The sequence below is a fragment of the Arenimonas sp. MALMAid1274 genome, assembly GCF_049195245.1.
GTDB lineage: Bacteria > Pseudomonadota > Gammaproteobacteria > Xanthomonadales > Xanthomonadaceae > Arenimonas.
Genome location: NZ_JBMIRR010000028.1, coordinates 177,327 through 192,538 on the forward strand (window position 1 = coordinate 177,327; position 15,212 = coordinate 192,538).

A 15,212-nucleotide genomic window follows, 5' to 3' on the forward strand; every position below is an offset into this window, starting at 1 on the left:
TGGCGCGGGTCAGGCCGCGGGACCGGAGGCAAGGCCATCCAGCGCGCGCTGGAACCTGCGCGCATGCGAACGCTCGGCCTCGGCCAGGGTCTCGAACCAGTCGGCGATTTCGTCGAAGCCTTCTTCGCGCGCGGTGCGCGCCATCGCCGGATACATCTCCATCGCATCGTGCAGCTCGCCGGCGATGGCGGCGCGCAGGTTGCCCGGCGTATCGCCCCAGGGCAGGCCGGTAACGGGATCGGCGCAGGCCTCCAGGTACTCCAGGTGCCCGTGCGCGTGGCCGGTCTCGCCTTCGGCGGTGGAGCGGAACACCGAAGCGATGTCGTTCTGGCCTTCGGTATCGGCGCGCTGCGCGAAGTAAAGGTAGCGGCGGTTGGCCTGGGCCTCGCTGGCGAACGCGGCCTTGAGGTTGTGCTCGGTGCGGGAACCCTTCAGCGACATGGCGAGATCCGGTGCGGGGCCCGCGATGCGCGGGATCGGGCCAGCATAGGGCCGTGCCGGCCACCGCCGATTGCCGATCATCGGGACGGAGGCTGCCGTCCGCCGGGAAGGCGGGATCGGCTGCTGCACTCAGGCCTTGGCGCGGCTGGTCCGGGCGGGTTTGCCGTGCACCTCGGCCGGTGCCTCGAGCAGGCCTGGCGGCAGGTCGCGCAGTACCGCGGCCAACTGCCGCAGGAAGGCTGACATGGCCGAACTGCGCCGCCACACCATGGCCATCTGCCGGGTGGGCGGCGGATCGCGGAAGGCGATCAGGCGGATGTTCTCGGAGGGCGAGACCGGGGGTTTCACCGCCAGGGTCGGCAGCAGGGTCACGCCGACGCCGGCCGCGACCATCTGGCGCAGCGTCTCCAGGCTGGTGGCGCGGAAGCCGTCCTTTTCGCCGGCGCCGGCCAGGGCGCAGACCTCCAGCGCCTGGTCGCGCAAACAGTGGCCTTCCTCGAGCAGCAGCAGGTGCTGGTCGCTGAGCTCTTCCAGGCGCAAGTCGTGGCGGTGCGACAGCGGGTGGCCCTCGGGCACCGCCAGCAGGAAGGGTTCCTCGAACAAGAATTCGGTTTCCAGCCAGTCCTCGTGCAGGGGCAGGGCCAGCACGGCGGCGTCGAGTTTGCCGTCCCGCAGCATCGCCAGCACCACCTCGGTCTTCTCCTCCACCAGCAGCAGCTCCAGGCGCGGGAAGCGGGCGCGGATGCGCGGCACTACGTGCGGCAGCAGGTAGGGGCCCAGGGTGGGGAAGAGGCCAAGGCGTACCGTGCCAGCCTCCGGATCGCTGGTGCGGCGCGCGGTCTCGCGCATCTGCTCGACTTCCGACAGCACGCGGCGCGCGCGTGCCGCGATGTCCTGCCCGGCGGGGGTCAGCATCACGTGCCGGGGCGCGCGTTCGACCAGGGCCACGCCCAGCTCGTCCTCGAGCTTCTTGATCTGGGTCGACAGGGTCGGCTGGCTCACATGGCAGGCTTCCGCGGCGCGGCCGAAATGCAGCACGTCGGCCAGGGCGACCAGATAGCGGAGATCACGCAGGTTCATGGCTCATGGATCCGGTCTATCAAGTTGCGGCAATCAATACGCCTTGAGAATGGCTTTGTCGAGCCTTATATATAGGCATTGCCTATTGCATAGATAGTATTCATTGTCTTGGCATATTGATAGGCAGGGCCTAAGATGGCCCATCGTTCAATTCACCCCTCCCCAAGCAAGGAAGTCTCCATGTCCCTGATCAACACCGAAATCAAGCCGTTCAAGACCAATGCCTTCCACGCCGGCAAGTTCGTCGAGGTCTCGGACCAGACGCTGAAGGGCCACTGGTCCGTGCTGGTCTTCATGCCGGCCGCCTTCACCTTCAACTGCCCGACCGAGGTCGAGGACGCGGCCGACAACTACGCCGAGTTCCAGAAGCTGGGCGCCGAGGTCTACATCGTCACCACCGACACCCATTTCTCGCACAAGGTCTGGCATGAGACCTCGCCGGCGGTGGGCAAGGCCAAGTTCCCGCTGGTCGGCGACCCGACCCACCAGCTCACCCGCGCCTTCGGCGTGCACATCGAGGAAGAAGGCCTCGCCCTGCGCGGCACCTTCGTGATCAACCCCAACGGCGTCATCAAGACCGCCGAGGTGCACGACAACGCCATCGCCCGCGACATGAAGGAAACCCTGCGCAAGCTCAAGGCCGCGCAGTACGTGGCGGCGCATCCGGGCCAGGTCTGCCCGGCCAAGTGGAAGGAAGGCGAGAAGACCCTGGCGCCTTCGCTCGACCTGGTCGGCAAGATCTGACTGTCGCCGGCGGCCCCTGCCTCTGCGCAGCGGCCGCCGGACCCAGGACCCTTGCCCCAGGGACCGTCGCCTCGCCGGCGCCGGTCCCTGCATCAAGCGTCTTCCCCCCTTTCTTTCCGGAGCCTTCGCCATGCTTGATGCCACCCTCAAGTCCCAGCTGCAGGCCTACCTCGAAAAGCTGGTGCACCCGATCGAACTGGTCGCCTCGCTCGACGAGGGCGAAAAGTCCCTCGAACTGTGGTCGCTGCTGGAAGACATCGCCCCGCTGTCGGACAAGATCAGCCTGCTGCGCCGCGACGACGACGCGCGCAAGCCCTCCTTCGCGATCCAGCGCGTGGGCAGCGACATCGGCGTGCGCTTCGCCGGCCTGCCGATGGGCCACGAATTCACCTCGCTGGTGCTGGCCCTGCTGCAGGTGGGCGGCCATCCGTCCAAGGCCACGCAGGAAGTGATCGAGCAGGTGCAGGCGCTGGAGGGCGATTACCTGTTCGAAAGCTATTTCTCGCTCAGCTGCCAGAACTGCCCGGACGTGGTGCAGGCCCTGAACCTGATGAGCGTGCTGAATCCGCGCATCCGCCACGTGGCCATCGACGGCGCGCTGTTCCAGGACGAAGTGGAAGCGCGCGAGATCATGGCCGTGCCCACCGTGTTTCTCAACGGCAAGGTGTTCGACCAGGGCCGCATGAGCCTGGAGCAGATCGTCGCCAAGCTCGACGTCGGCCTGGAGCAGCGCGAGGCGGAGAAGATCGCCGCGCGCGCGCCCTTCGACGTGCTGGTGGTGGGCGGTGGCCCGGCCGGAGCCGCGGCGGCGGTGTACGCCGCGCGCAAGGGCATCCGCACCGGCGTGGTGGCCGAACGTTTCGGTGGCCAGGTGCTGGACACGATGGGCATCGAGAATTTCATCTCGGTGCCGCACACCGAGGGCCCGAAGCTGGTGGCCGCGATGGAGCAGCACGTGCGCGAATACGAGGTGGACGTGATGAACCTGCAGCGCGTCGAGAAGCTGGTGCCGGCTACGGTCGAGGGCGGCCTGGTCGAGCTGCAGCTGGCCAACGGCGCCACCCTGCGCTCGCGCACCGTGGTGCTGTCCACCGGCGCCCGCTGGCGCCAGATGAACGTGCCGGGCGAACACGAATACCGCAACAAGGGCGTGGCCTACTGCCCGCATTGCGACGGCCCGCTGTTCAAGGGCAAGCGCGTGGCGGTGATCGGCGGCGGCAATTCCGGCGTCGAGGCGGCCATCGACCTGGCCGGCCTGGTCAGCCATGTGACGCTGGTCGAGTTCGACGCGCGCCTGCGCGCCGACGAGGTGCTGCAGCGCAAGCTGCGCAGCCTGCCCAATGTCAGCGTGGTGCTCAACGGCCAGAGCACCGAGGTGCTGGGCGACGGCAAGAAGGTCACCGGCCTGGTCTACCGCGACCGCGTCGGCGGCCAGGACGTGCGGCTGGAGCTGGAAGGCATCTTCGTGCAGATCGGCCTGCTGCCCAATACCGAATGGCTCAAGGGCACGGTGGCGCTGTCGGCCCGCGGCGAGATCGTCATCGACGACCGCGGCCAGACCTCGGTGCCGGGCGTGTTCGCCGCCGGCGACGCCACCACGGTGCCCTACAAGCAGATCGTGATCGCGATGGGCGCGGGTTCGACCGCGGCGCTGGGCGCCTTCGACCACCTGATCCGCACGGTCTCAGCCGCCGAGGTCGCCCCGGCCGAGGCCTGAGGGTTCGGCCGGCAGGTCCAGCCAGGCCAGCACTTCCCGCAGGGTAGGGCTGGCCTTCTCGCCGCGCAGTTCCAGCAGCAGGCCGATGTGGCCCTTGTCCGGTACCGGCACATACGTGGCCGACACGCCTTGCGCAACCAGCCTCCGGCCGAGGCGCTGGCTGTTGACCGGCCACACGGTGCCGTCGTCGGTGCCGTGCAGCAGCAGGAAGGGCGGCTCGTCCCCGTCCACGAAGTTCACCGGCTGCGAGGCCGGCCAGTCGGCCTCGTCGCCGAACACTTCGCGCAGCGCCGGGTCGGTGATCGGAAGGAAATCGAACGGACCCGCCAGCGCGATCACGCCGGCCAGGTCGCGCGGCTTCATGTCCACGCCGGCCAGGTAGCGTGCATCCGTGGCCACCAGCGCGGCGATGTGTGCGCCGGCCGAGTGGCCCATCACGTAGATGCGGTCGGGGTCGCCGCCCAGCTCGGCCGCATGCGTGCGCGCCCAGGCCAGCGCCCGCGCGGTGTCATGCATGAAGTCCGGAAAGGCATGTGCCGGCGCCTTGCGGTAGTCCGGGACCAGCACCAGCGCCCCGCCCGCGGCCAGCCGCTGGCCGACGAAGCGATAGCCCTGGCGGTCGCCGTTGCGCCAGCTGCCGCCGTGAAGGAACACCACCACCGGGGCCGGCCCGGCACCGTCCGCGGGGCGATGGATGTCCAGCGACAGCCCCTGCGCCGGGGCATACACCTGCGAGCCGATCCGGCTGTCGTCCACGCCCAGGTTGATCGCCCGGTAGTAGGCCTGACCGCAGCCCGCCAGCAGCAGGGCAACGAGGGCGGCGACGGCGGCGCGCAGTTTCGGCAGGGGCATCCAGTGTCCGGGGCGGGTGGCGGAAGGACTATCATGCGGGCCTGAACGTCAGGAGCGCGTCATGAGCCCCCCCGAGCCCGCCGTCGCCAGCGACACCGAGCGCCTGTTCGCGGCCATCCCCGAACGCAACACCAGCGACTGCCTGCTGCGCACCATGCAGCAGCACCACGTGCAGCTGTCCACCATGGCCGACACCAAGGCCAACATCATCATCACCATGTCTTCGATCGTGCTGACCCTGGTGCTGGGCCGGCTCAACGACCCCGTGCTGCGCACGGCTTCGCTGACGTTGGCGGGCTTCACGATGATGGCGCTGCTGCTGGCGGTGCTGGCGGTGCTGCCCAAGTACCGGCCGCTGAAGCTGCAGGACGGCAGTCTGCCCTCGCAGTTCAACCTGATGTTCTTCGGCCATTTCGCCGAGCTCTCGCGCGAACGCTTCCTGTCCGAGATCGCCGGCGCGCTCAAGTCCGACGGCTCGGTTTACGAGACCATGGCGCGCGACACCTATGCGCTGGGCTGGTACCTGGCGCACCACAAGTACCGCTACCTGCGGCTGTCCTACCTGTTTTTCCTGGGCGGCTTCGTGCTGGCCTGCATGGTGCAGGGCTGGTACCTGGTCACGCACTGGCAGTGACCACGCTGGCCCAGGCGCTGCGTGACGCCTCGTCGCGGCTGTCCGGCGACGAGGCGCGGCTGGAAGCCGAGCTTCTGCTGTCCCATGCGCTGGACAAGCCCCGCAGCTGGTTCTACGCCCACGCCGGCGACGTGCTGGACGAAAGCGAACAGCGCGCCTTCGAAGCCCTGCTGAGGCGACGCCACGAGGGCGAGCCGGTGGCGCAGATCACCGGCCACCGCGGCTTCTGGTCGCTGGACCTGGCGGTGACCCGCGACACGCTGATCCCGCGGCCGGAGACCGAGCTGCTGGTGGAGCTGGCGCTGGACCGCATGCCGAACAACCGGCCGATGCGCGTGCTCGACCTGGGCACCGGCACCGGTGCGATCGCGCTGGCCATCGCCAGCGAGCGGCCCTTGGCCGACGTCACCGCGCTGGATGCCAGTCCCGGCGCGCTCGAGGTCGCGCGTGCCAATGCCGCCGAGGCGGGCCTGCCGGTGCGCCTGCTGCTCAGCGACTGGTATGCCGCCGTCGCCGGCGACGTTTTCGATCTGCTGGTCAGCAATCCGCCTTACATCGCCGACGGCGACCCGCACCTGCGCCAGGGCGACCTGCGCTTCGAGCCGATCGCCGCCCTGGCCTCGGGCAGCGACGGCCTGGATGCGATCCGCGTGATCGCGCGCGACGCCATCGCCCACCTGTCGCCGGGTGGCTGGCTGCTGGTGGAGCATGGCTACGAGCAGGGCGCGGCGGTGCGCACGCTGTTCACGGCGGCGGGGCTGGATTCGGTGGCGACCGAGCGCGATCTCGAGCAGCGCGACCGCGTCACGCTCGGCCGGCGTGCGCCGGCCTGAGGTCCGACGCGACGGCGAACCGCGTCGTCAGTCCGCTACCCGAAGTTCAACGCGGCGATTGAGCGCGCGCCCGGCCTCGGTCGCGTTGTCGGCCACGGGCCGCGCTTCGCCGAGGCCTTCTGCGCGCAGGCGCTGCGCATCGATGCCCTTGCCGGTGAGCCAGGCCACCACGGAGGCCGCGCGCTGTTCCGACAGCGACTGGTTGTAGGCGTCGCCGCCCTCGCTGTCGGTGTGCCCGGCGATCACCAGCTTCAGGGCGGCGTCTTCGGTCAGCACGCCCAGCACCTGCTGCAGCGTGGCCTCGGACTCGGGCTTGAGGCTGGCCTTGGCGGTGTCGAAGTAGATGCCGTACAGGTCCACCTTGCCTTCGCGCTCGAGCTGCTGCGCCAGCGAGTCGCTGTCCTTCCGGATCGGTGCGAGCTCCAGCACCACGTCCACCACCTGACCATCCTCCAGATCGGCCGCCTCGCTGTCGGAGCTGTAGTCGGGCTTGCTGCCGGTGGTGACCACCAGTCCGGCCGGCACCTGCTCGAGCACGAAGCCGCCCTTGTCGTCGGTGAGCGCCTGGCGCACGTTCGCCGCCGACACCAGCACGCCCGCGAGCGGACGGCCGGCTTCGGTGTCCACCGCGATGCCGCGCACGGTGCCGGTATAGCGATAGCCCTTGGGGTTGATGAGCAGGCGCGCGAAGTCGAAGGCAAAGCCATCGCCGGCGGTGTTGTCCGGATCGTCCACGCGGATCTCGAGGCGGCCATCGCGCACCAGGTCCAGGTATTCGGGCAGCAGCTGCAGCGTCAGCAGCTTGCCGATCGGGCCGGTCTGGTCGAGCGCATTGAGCACGACGGGCAGGTCGGTGGCCTCGCGGTCGTCGAGCCAGACGCGGAAGCGGCTGCCCATGCTGCGCGACTGGAAGTCGTCGACGAACAGCTGCAGCGCCACCGTCTTCACCTCGATGCCGTCCAGCGCGTACTCCAGCACCAGCGGCTGCGGCAGGTTGGCGGGGCGCGAGGTGGTTTCGGTATAGCCATCGCGACGGCCCGCGCCGCCGTAGACGTGACCGGTCACCACCATGATGCGGTCGGTGGCCTGCGGATCATCGTCCTCGGGCAGGTAGGGGAAATCATGGCGTGGCGTTGACTTGCCGCGGAACGGATCGAAGCCTTCGGGCCAGCCGAATCCCATGTTGTCGATGTCGCCCACGCGCACGACCAGGTCGGCTTCCGGGCCATCCTTCACCACGCTGTTCTGCTCGCGCCATTCTTCGGGCAGCTTCGCTTCGAGCTCGGCATTGCGCTGGTCGGAGCGGGTCTTGAGCTGGGCATCGCGGATCGCGAGCTGGGCGGCCTCCAGGCGCGCCATCGCGGCCTTGCGCTTGGCTTCGTCGTTGCCGGCGGCCGTCATGTCGGCCATCGCCGCCATCATCTCGGCCATGTTGGCCTTGGCGGTGTCGGCAGGATCGGGCGCGCTCTGCGCGTCCACGGCCTCGGCTCCGGTGGCCCCGGGATCGCCCGCGAGGGCGTCGCCGCCGGGCATGGCCGCGAGGTCGCCAAGGCTGGCAGTGCCGGCGTCCGCCGTGTCGGTCTCGCCCGCAGGCGGGGCGGCGGACGCTAGGGGCGCTGCCGCATCGGACATCGGACCGGCGGCCGGGGCGGGCGCGGGATCGTCACCGCCGCAGGCGGCAAGGACAAGCGTCAGGACGAGCAGGGCGGCGAGCGGGGGAAGTCGCATGGCAGGCTCCGGGTCGACGGCGCGCCCACTCTAACAAAGCGTCGCCGCGCGCGAGCGCGGCGCGCATCAGGCGCCGAGTACCGCCCGCGATTGGCCCGGACCCAGCTGGGGCCAGCGCGCCAGCACCGCGGCGCGGATGCCCGCGGCGTCCAGCCCGGCCTCGGCCAGCAGGTCTTCGCGGCTGGCGTGCTCCTGGTAGCGGTCCGGCAGGCCCAGGTGCAGCACCGGCAGGGTGATGCCTTCGGACGCCAGCAGTTCGGACACGCCGCTGCCCGCCCCGCCCATCACCGCATTGTCCTCGAGCGTGGCGAAGCCTTCATGCGTGCGCGCCAGCTCCAGCAGCAGCGTGCGGTCCAGCGGCTTGACGTAGCGCATGTTGACCACCGTCAGCCCCAGTTCGCGGCCGACCTTTTCGGCGGCCGGCACCAGGGCGCCGAAGGCCAGCAGCGCGACGCCGCCGCCGCGCTGGCGCAGCTCGGCCTTGCCGATCGGCAGCACGTCCAGGTCGGCCTGCACCGGCACGCCCGGACCCGTGCCACGCGGGTAGCGCACCGCGGCCGGGCCCTTGTGACGGAAGCCGGTGCTGAGCATCTGTCGGCACTCGTTCTCGTCGGCCGGGGCCATCACCACCATGTTCGGGATGCAGCGCAGGAAGCTGAGGTCGAAGCTGCCCGCGTGGGTGGCACCATCGGGGCCCACGACGCCGCCGCGGTCGATCGCGAACAGCACGTCCAGGTCCTGCAGCGCCACGTCATGCACCAGCTGGTCATAGCCGCGCTGGAGGAAGGTGGAGTAGATCGCGACCACGGGTTTGGCGCCCTCGCAGGCCATGCCGGCCGCCAGCGTCACCGCATGCTGCTCGGCGATGGCGACGTCGAAGTAGCGCGCCGGATATTCCTTGCTGAAGCGGACCAGGCCCGAACCCTCGCGCATCGCCGGGGTGATGCCCATCAGCTTGTCGTCGGCGGCCGCCATGTCGCACAGCCAGTCGCCGAACACCTGCGTGTACGTGAGCTTGGCCGGGCCGGGCTTCTTGACGATGCCGATGCTGGGGTCGAAGGGGCCGACGGCGTGGTACTCGATCTGGTCGCCTTCGGCCAGTTCGTAGCCCTTGCCCTTGGTCGTGATGATGTGCAGCAGCTGCGGACCCTTCAGGCCCTGCAGTGTCTTGAGCGTGGACAGCAGGGCCGGCACGTCGTGACCGTCGATCGGGCCGGTGTAGTGGAAGCCCATTTCCTCGAACAGGGTGGAGGGCACGAACATGCCCTTCCAGTGTTCTTCCCAGCGCCGCATGAAGCGCGCGGCCGGGCGCCGCTTGTCGCCGAACAGCTTCTTGCCGCCCTCGCGAAGCGCATTGAGCGTGCGGCTGCCCGACAGCCGGCCAAGCATGCGCGTCAGGCCGCCGACGTTCTCGGAGATGGACATGCGGTTGTCGTTGAGCACCACCAGCAGGTTGGGCTCGGGGTCCATGCCGCCGCCGTGGTTGAGCGCCTCGAAGGCCATGCCGGCGGTCATCGCGCCGTCGCCGATCACGGCCACCACCTTGCGCGGGTCGCCCTGGGCCTGCAGCGCGATGGCCATGCCCATCGCCGCCGAGATCGAGGTGGAGCTGTGGCCGACGCCGAAGGTGTCGTATTCGCTCTCGTCGCGCTTGGGGAAGGGCGCCACGCCGTCCTTCTGCTTGACCGTGTGGATGCTGTCCCGGCGGCCGGTCAGGATCTTGTGCGGGTAGCACTGGTGGCCCACGTCCCAGACCAGGCGGTCCACCGGCGTCTCGAACAGGTAGTGCAGGGCGACAGTAAGCTCGATGACGCCCAGGCCCGCGCCGAAATGACCGCCGGACTGGCTGACCGTGTCGATCAGATAGGCACGCAGTTCATCCGCGATGGCGGGCAGCTCGGATTCCGGGAACTGGCGCAGGTCGGCGGGAACGGCAATGCGGGAAAGGCGCGGGTAGCGCTGGGAGTCCATCAAGGCTCGAAAGGCAGGGGTCAGGCCGAAATTGTCCGGCACTGGCTGTCCCGGGGCAAGGCGGGACAGGGTTTCCATTCAGGCGGGCGACCTGGTCGGACCAGGCCGCGATGCGCGTGCGCCGCGAAGACGCCGCATGACCCTGACGCGCGGCCGGTGGCCGCGCGTGTATCAGCGCCGGAAGCGACCCAGCAGGCCGCCGCTTTTGCCCTGGTCCGGCACCGCCGGCGGCGGCACGTCGGGCTCGGCCACGCCGGTGGCCAGGCAGGCATTCACGAAATCGATCACCTCGGCCAGGGTCGAGCTGCTCTGCTCGGCGATATCGGAGAGGTTGGCCGGTCCCTTCATCATGATGGTGGCGATACGGAAGTGTTTCGGGAACTCGCGCTCCGTCTGCGGCCACTTGAGCAGCTTGTACTTTTCGTTGGGGCTGAAGCCCGGGGCGAGGGCCCCGTTGCCACCGGTCAGCGCGCACAGCCAGGCCAGGCGCGACCAGGGCTGGCTGCCGCCGAGCTGGGTGGCCAGGCCGGGCAGGTCGGCCGCGGCGACCGGCTGCAGGTCGTCGTCCTTGAGCACCGCGGCGCAGTAGGGCAGCAATGGCTTCAGGGCCGAGGCGCCCAGATAGGTCTGGGTCGTAGGATCGAGCACCAGGTCGGGGGCGCCGGCCTGCTGCAGCCGGACCGGACCAGTGAGTGCGCCCGGCCGCAGGTAGTCGGCCAGGCGCGGTTCCGCGGGTTTGGCCGGGGCGGGGGCGGGCTCGGGTGCGGCGGCAACGGGCGCCGGGGCGGGCGTTGGCACAGGCGCAGGCGCCGGGACGGGAGCAGGCGCCGCTGCGGGCGCAGCCACCGGGGAAGGGGCGGGCACGGCGGCCTTGGCCGGGACCGCCGGAATTTCGGCGGTGATCCGCGACGAGGCCGGCACTGTGGCGGGAGCTTCCACCGGCGGCGAAGGCTGCGCGCTGGCGGCCGAATCTGCGTCGATCTTCCCGAACAGGTCGACCAGGGCGTCGACCGTCACCGGCCGCTGCAGCACGTGGTCGGTCTCGGCCCGGCCGCCGGAGGTCAGCGCCACCAGCACCTTGCCGGTGCCCAGGGCCTTCATCAGGCTCATCTGGCCGTACATCGAGTCCATGTCGATCACCACCACGGCGGCGTCCTTTTCGGGGGCCACCAGCCAGCGGTTGCCCACGCGGGCGTTGGCCTGTTTGAAACGGGACACCACTTCGGCCTCTTCCTCGCGGGACAGGCCGGCAAAACAGATGCTCTGAGTCGTCATTACGTTCCTTCCCCCTGATCACGCCGCCCGGGGCGACGTGAAGGCCGGCAGTGTCGGCCGCCGGCCCGGGTCCCGTCAAATGGGCTCAGGACGGGCGCCCCGGCCGCTTGGGCAGGTGGTTTTTCAGGAAGGCCATCTGGTCGGCCAGGATGTGGCGATTGGAGAGGATCAGGTGTTCGACCCAGCTGGGCCGGTAGGGAACCGCCAGTAGCGGCATGCCGGCCTGTTGCGGGGTCCGGCCGCCCTTGCGGGAATTGCAGTGGTAGCACGCGCAGACCACGTTCTCCCAGACGTCGCGACCGCCGCGCGAGACCGGGATGACGTGGTCGCGGGTCAGCGAGTGCCGGCCGAACTCGTTGCCACAGTAGAGGCAAAGGTTGGCGTCGCGGGCGAACAGCGCGGTATTGGTGAGCGCGGGCGAGGGCGACAAACCCTGCAGCCGTGCATGGCTGCGCGCCGCGACGATGGGATGCAGGTCGATCAGGCTCTGCTGGCCGCTGATGCGGTTGGTGCCGCCGTGCACGGTGAGGCAGGGCTCGCCCAGGGTCCAGGCGACCGCGCCACGCACGTACAGGCAGACGGCATCCTGCCAGTGCATCCAGTCGAGGATGCGGCCATGGGCATCCAGGGAGAGAACGCGGGGCATCGCGGTTTCGCGCGGGGAAGCGGGGCCGACCGGGGGGCGCTGCATCCCGGTGCCCACCAGACTCAGATGCGTTGGTGGCGTGCCCATCTCGTCTGAGCATACGCCTTGCGCATGACAGTTCAAGTCCGGCGCGTGCGGGCGGTCGGGATAGAATCGGGGCCAGACCCTGACACCGAGAGATGCCATGCGCGGCCTGTACCCGGAGCTCGAGCCCTACGACAGTGGTTTCCTGCAGGCCGACGCGCGCCATCGGCTTTATTACGAACAGTGCGGCAACCCCGAGGGCAAGCCCGTGGTGCTGCTGCACGGCGGCCCCGGCGCCGGCTGCGGCGCGCGCATGCGCCGCTTCCATGATCCCGCGCGCTACCGCATCGTGCTGTTCGACCAGCGCGGCAGCGGTCGCTCGACCCCGCACGCCGACCTCCAGGACAACACCACCTGGGACCTGGTGGCCGACATCGAAAAACTGCGCCGCCATCTCGGCGTCTCCCGCTGGCAGGTGTTCGGCGGCAGCTGGGGCTCGACCCTGGCCCTGGCCTACGCGCAGGCGCACCCGGGCCAGGTCACCGAGCTGGTGCTGCGCGGCATCTTCATGCTGCGGCGCTGGGAGCTGGAGTGGTTCTACCAGGAAGGCTGCTCGAACCTGTTCCCCGATGCCTGGGAAAAATACCTGGAGCCGATCCCGCCGGTGGAACGGCACGACCTGATGAGCGCCTACCACCGCCGCCTCACCTCGCCCGACGAAGCCACACGCCTGGCTGCGGCCCGGGCCTGGTCGGTGTGGGAGGCCAGCACCAGCTTCCTGCGCCAGGACGAGGCCTTCATCCGCAGCCACGAGGACGCGCACTTCGCGCTCAGCTTCGCGCGAATCGAATGCCATTATTTCGTCAACGGCGGCTTTTTCGATGTCGACGACCAGCTGCTGCGCGACGCGCACCGGCTCAAGGGCATCCCGGGCGTGATCGCGCACGGTCGCTACGACGTGGTGTGCCCGGTGCGCAACGCCTGGGACCTGCACAAGGCCTGGCCGGAGTCGAAGCTCGAGATCGCGCCGCTGTCGGGACACTCGGCCTTCGAAGAGCAACTGACCGACATCCTGGTGCGCGCCACCGATTCGTTCCGGTAACCGGCGAGCCGCCGCGACGGCCTGTCGCGGTGGCCGTGGCTCAGGCGGGGCGGCCGTCCGGATCGCGGTCCAGCAGCCAAAGGCCGGCCCACAGCTTGGGATCCATCGAATAGCCGGCGTCCATCTTCGCTGCCAGCCAGCGCGGCGCGTCCGCCACCGGCACCTCGTGCACGGTGATGTCCTCGCTCTCGTCGCCGCCGCCGGCATGCACCCGGGTCAGGCCGCGCGCCCGCACGAAGGCGATCCGCTCGTTGCTCAGGCCCGAGCTGGTGGGTCCGATCATCAGCACCTTGACCTCTGCGGCCAGCCAGCCGGTTTCTTCCAGCAGCTCGCGGCGCGCGGCCTCTTCCAGCGTGTCGCTGGCGTCGATGTCGCCCACCAGGCCGGCCGGCATCTCGATGGTGTTGGCGTCCATCGGCACCCGGAACTGCTCGACGAAGACCAGCTTGTCCTCGGGCGTCACCGCGATCACGATCACCGCGCTGCCGGCATTGGTGCGCTCGGCGTATTCCCAGGTGCCGCGCTTGACCAGGCGCAGGTACTTGCCTTCGTACAGGGTGTGGGCGTCGTCGGTCATGCGGGCATCCGGGCGGTCAGGCGGAAAAAAGGCGGCGGCGGGTCATCGGGCCGAAGCGCAGGTCTTCGCACAGCGCCTCCAGGCCGGCGACGTCGGAAGCACGGCGCTCGGCGGTGCCGAAGTCGGCGGGCAGAGGAGCGTTGACGTCGATGGTGGCCAGCCGGCGCGACAGCAGCGCGATCTCGCGGTGTTCGCCCAGGCGCGCGGCGTGCTGCGCGCTGCCGCGCATGCGCAGGTAGGGCACTTCGGCCAGGCGCTCGAGCAGCCCGTCGAGGCTGCCGAAATGCGCCAGCAGGATGGCCGCGGTCTTGGCGCCGATGCCGGGCACGCCCGGGATGTTGTCGATGGCGTCGCCGGTCAGGCCCAGGTAGTCGGCGATCTGATGGGCATGCACGCCGTAGCGGGCCTTGACGCCGTCGGCGCGCCAGCGCTCGTTGCGGGCGTAGTCCCACTGTTCGTCGTCCAGGTCGAGCAGCTGGGACAGGTCCTTGTCGGCCGAGATGATCAGGCCGGCGTGGCCGGCGCGGCGGACATGGCCCAGGGCCGCACCGATCAGGTCGTCGGCCTCGAAGCGGCTGTCGGCCAGCACCGGCAGGCCCAGGGCGCGGCACACCCGCTGGCAGTGCCGGAACTGGCGCTTGAGCTCCTCGGGAGCGGCGTCGCGGTTGGCCTTGTAGGCCGGGTAGATCTCGTTGCGGAAATTGGAGTCCAGCGACTCGTCGAAGGCGATGGCGATGCGCGCGGGCTTGTGCCGCTCCAGCAGCTCCAGCAGGAAGCGGGTGAAGCCATGCACGGCGTTGACCGGCCAGCCTTCGCGGTCCTCGAATTCCGGCGGCATCGAGTGCCAGGCGCGGAAGACGTAGAGGCTGGCGTCGACCAGGTGGACGGGAGCGGTCACGGCGTCCAGTCGGTGAGCAGGGTGCGGGGGTCGGGCCGCTGTCGCTCCGGGGCCAGCTCGGCGGGGGTGCCGATGTGGATGAAGCCCAGCACGGTTTCATTGGCGGCCAGGCCCAGGCGTGCGGTCACCACCGGGTCGTACGCGGCCCAGCCGGTCAGCCACTGGGCGCCGAAGCCCAGGCCTTGCGCGGCCTGCAGCAGGGCGAAACAGACCGCACCGCCCGAAAGCAGCTGTTCCTGCTCGGGCACCTTGTGGCCGGGGGTGAGGTGGCCGACCACCGCGATGATCACCGGCGCGAACGAGAAGCGCAGGCGGTCCTTCTCCACGGCCGCGGCCGGCGCCGCAGGGTCCCTCTCCCGACAGCGCCCGGCGAGAAGTTCGCCGAGCGCGGCGCGGGCCGGACCCTGAATGCGGATGAAACGCCAGGGCACCAGCTTGCCGTGGTCGGGCACGCGCACTGACGCCGTGAGCATGGCTTGCAGCTGCTCGGCATCCGGCCCCGGCTCGCCCAGGAGGCGCGAAGGGACTGACCGGCGGCGGTTCAGTTCAGGCAAGGTATCCATCCGGGAAGATTAGCATTCACCCCTCGACAACTTCCCGCGGAGCAATCTGGGAGAGAAGTCACAGACGCGGTGTGGCACATTCACGGACACTCACCACATAGCGCGTAGTCCCCCCGGACGTGCAGAG

The 15,212-nt window shown here is 69.8% G+C and carries 15 protein-coding genes; 5 read left to right on the forward strand and 10 right to left on the reverse strand.

Features of this window, described 5'->3' with window-relative positions; genetic code table 11:
* Window positions 1-9: 9 nt before the first annotated feature.
* Window positions 10-441: a rubrerythrin family protein gene (locus tag ACOQFR_RS15665; RefSeq protein ID WP_421383639.1), complete on the reverse strand. Its 432-nt coding sequence runs from the start codon at window positions 439-441 to the stop codon at window positions 10-12.
* A 129-nt stretch (window positions 442-570) separates the two neighbouring features.
* Window positions 571-1,521, reverse strand: coding sequence for a LysR substrate-binding domain-containing protein (locus tag ACOQFR_RS15670; RefSeq protein WP_421383641.1), 951 nt, complete (start codon window positions 1,519-1,521; stop codon window positions 571-573).
* A gap of 180 nt (window positions 1,522-1,701) precedes the next feature.
* Here ACOQFR_RS15670 and ahpC point away from each other — a divergent pair, with 180 nt between their 5' ends.
* Both ahpC and ahpF read left to right on the forward strand, forming a co-directional pair.
* Window positions 1,702-2,265 carry an alkyl hydroperoxide reductase subunit C gene (ahpC, locus tag ACOQFR_RS15675; RefSeq protein ID WP_421383643.1) on the forward strand — a complete coding sequence of 188 codons (564 nt, stop codon included), beginning with the start codon at window positions 1,702-1,704 and terminating at the stop codon, window positions 2,263-2,265.
* A gap of 130 nt (window positions 2,266-2,395) precedes the next feature.
* Window positions 2,396-3,982 carry an alkyl hydroperoxide reductase subunit F gene (ahpF, locus tag ACOQFR_RS15680; protein WP_421383645.1) on the forward strand — a complete coding sequence of 529 codons (1,587 nt, stop codon included), beginning with the start codon at window positions 2,396-2,398 and terminating at the stop codon, window positions 3,980-3,982.
* On the opposite strand, the gene ACOQFR_RS15685 is transcribed toward ahpF, so the two are convergent.
* Complete coding sequence (locus ACOQFR_RS15685) at window positions 3,950-4,834, reverse strand: alpha/beta hydrolase (protein WP_421383647.1); 885 nt, start codon at window positions 4,832-4,834, stop codon at window positions 3,950-3,952. The two genes, ahpF and ACOQFR_RS15685, sit on opposite strands and share 33 nt — an antisense overlap.
* 61 nt (window positions 4,835-4,895) lie before the next feature.
* On the opposite strand from ACOQFR_RS15685, the gene ACOQFR_RS15690 reads away from it, so the two are divergent.
* Both ACOQFR_RS15690 and prmC read left to right on the forward strand, forming a co-directional pair.
* A complete protein-coding gene (locus tag ACOQFR_RS15690; RefSeq protein WP_421383649.1) occupies window positions 4,896-5,468 on the forward strand; it encodes a Pycsar system effector family protein in 573 nt (190 codons plus the stop codon).
* Window positions 5,459-6,301 (forward strand): peptide chain release factor N(5)-glutamine methyltransferase, encoded by an 843-nt coding sequence (gene prmC / locus ACOQFR_RS15695; protein ID WP_421383699.1) that lies wholly within the window; start codon window positions 5,459-5,461, stop codon window positions 6,299-6,301. Before ACOQFR_RS15690 ends, prmC begins: the two co-directional genes overlap by 10 nt.
* Window positions 6,302-6,328: 27 nt before the next feature.
* Here the strand turns inward: prmC and ACOQFR_RS15700 are convergent, their stop codons facing one another.
* The 4 genes from ACOQFR_RS15700 to ACOQFR_RS15715 form a co-directional block, all read right to left on the reverse strand.
* On the reverse strand, window positions 6,329-8,029 hold the full coding sequence (locus ACOQFR_RS15700; RefSeq protein WP_421383651.1) for an OmpA family protein: 1,701 nt from the start codon (window positions 8,027-8,029) through the stop codon (window positions 6,329-6,331).
* A 66-nt stretch (window positions 8,030-8,095) separates the two neighbouring features.
* The gene (gene dxs, locus ACOQFR_RS15705) at window positions 8,096-10,003 is read right to left on the reverse strand and encodes a 1-deoxy-D-xylulose-5-phosphate synthase (protein ID WP_421383701.1); all 1,908 of its coding nucleotides are present in this window, start codon (window positions 10,001-10,003) and stop codon (window positions 8,096-8,098) included.
* Window positions 10,004-10,171: 168 nt separating this feature from the next.
* Complete coding sequence (locus ACOQFR_RS15710) at window positions 10,172-11,275, reverse strand: hypothetical protein (protein ID WP_421383653.1); 1,104 nt, start codon at window positions 11,273-11,275, stop codon at window positions 10,172-10,174.
* Window positions 11,276-11,360: 85 nt separating this feature from the next.
* A complete protein-coding gene (locus ACOQFR_RS15715) occupies window positions 11,361-11,966 on the reverse strand; it encodes an HNH endonuclease (protein WP_421383655.1) in 606 nt (201 codons plus the stop codon).
* A 139-nt stretch (window positions 11,967-12,105) separates the two neighbouring features.
* On the opposite strand from ACOQFR_RS15715, the gene pip reads away from it, so the two are divergent.
* Window positions 12,106-13,047 (forward strand): prolyl aminopeptidase, encoded by a 942-nt coding sequence (gene pip / locus ACOQFR_RS15720; RefSeq protein ID WP_421383657.1) that lies wholly within the window; start codon window positions 12,106-12,108, stop codon window positions 13,045-13,047.
* A 40-nt stretch (window positions 13,048-13,087) separates the two neighbouring features.
* Here the strand turns inward: pip and ACOQFR_RS15725 are convergent, their stop codons facing one another.
* The 3 genes from ACOQFR_RS15725 to ACOQFR_RS15735 are packed head-to-tail and all read right to left on the reverse strand — an operon-like array spanning window position 13,088 to window position 15,085.
* Window positions 13,088-13,624 (reverse strand): NUDIX hydrolase, encoded by a 537-nt coding sequence (locus ACOQFR_RS15725; RefSeq protein WP_421383659.1) that lies wholly within the window; start codon window positions 13,622-13,624, stop codon window positions 13,088-13,090.
* A 16-nt stretch (window positions 13,625-13,640) separates the two neighbouring features.
* Complete coding sequence (locus tag ACOQFR_RS15730; RefSeq protein WP_421383703.1) at window positions 13,641-14,531, reverse strand: 5'-3' exonuclease; 891 nt, start codon at window positions 14,529-14,531, stop codon at window positions 13,641-13,643.
* A complete protein-coding gene (locus ACOQFR_RS15735) occupies window positions 14,519-15,085 on the reverse strand; it encodes a nitroreductase family protein (RefSeq protein WP_421383661.1) in 567 nt (188 codons plus the stop codon). The genes ACOQFR_RS15730 and ACOQFR_RS15735 overlap by 13 nt, the downstream gene beginning before the upstream one ends.
* Window positions 15,086-15,212: the final 127 nt, after the last annotated feature.

Excerpts from the sequence above, each read along its gene's own strand:
- ACOQFR_RS15665 (WP_421383639.1), bottom strand. The coding sequence starts at position 441 with ATGTCGCTGAAGGGTTCCCGCACCGAGCACAACCTCAAGGCCGCGTTC.
- ACOQFR_RS15670 (WP_421383641.1), bottom strand. The coding sequence starts at position 1,521 with ATGAACCTGCGTGATCTCCGCTATCTGGTCGCCCTGGCCGACGTGCTG.
- ahpC (WP_421383643.1), top strand. The coding sequence starts at position 1,702 with ATGTCCCTGATCAACACCGAAATCAAGCCGTTCAAGACCAATGCCTTC.
- ahpF (WP_421383645.1), top strand. The coding sequence starts at position 2,396 with ATGCTTGATGCCACCCTCAAGTCCCAGCTGCAGGCCTACCTCGAAAAG.
- ACOQFR_RS15685 (WP_421383647.1), bottom strand. The coding sequence starts at position 4,834 with ATGCCCCTGCCGAAACTGCGCGCCGCCGTCGCCGCCCTCGTTGCCCTG.
- ACOQFR_RS15690 (WP_421383649.1), top strand. The coding sequence starts at position 4,896 with ATGAGCCCCCCCGAGCCCGCCGTCGCCAGCGACACCGAGCGCCTGTTC.
- ACOQFR_RS15700 (WP_421383651.1), bottom strand. The coding sequence starts at position 8,029 with ATGCGACTTCCCCCGCTCGCCGCCCTGCTCGTCCTGACGCTTGTCCTT.
- ACOQFR_RS15710 (WP_421383653.1), bottom strand. The coding sequence starts at position 11,275 with ATGACGACTCAGAGCATCTGTTTTGCCGGCCTGTCCCGCGAGGAAGAG.
- ACOQFR_RS15715 (WP_421383655.1), bottom strand. The coding sequence starts at position 11,966 with ATGCAGCGCCCCCCGGTCGGCCCCGCTTCCCCGCGCGAAACCGCGATG.
- pip (WP_421383657.1), top strand. The coding sequence starts at position 12,106 with ATGCGCGGCCTGTACCCGGAGCTCGAGCCCTACGACAGTGGTTTCCTG.
- ACOQFR_RS15725 (WP_421383659.1), bottom strand. The coding sequence starts at position 13,624 with ATGACCGACGACGCCCACACCCTGTACGAAGGCAAGTACCTGCGCCTG.
- ACOQFR_RS15735 (WP_421383661.1), bottom strand. The coding sequence starts at position 15,085 with ATGGATACCTTGCCTGAACTGAACCGCCGCCGGTCAGTCCCTTCGCGC.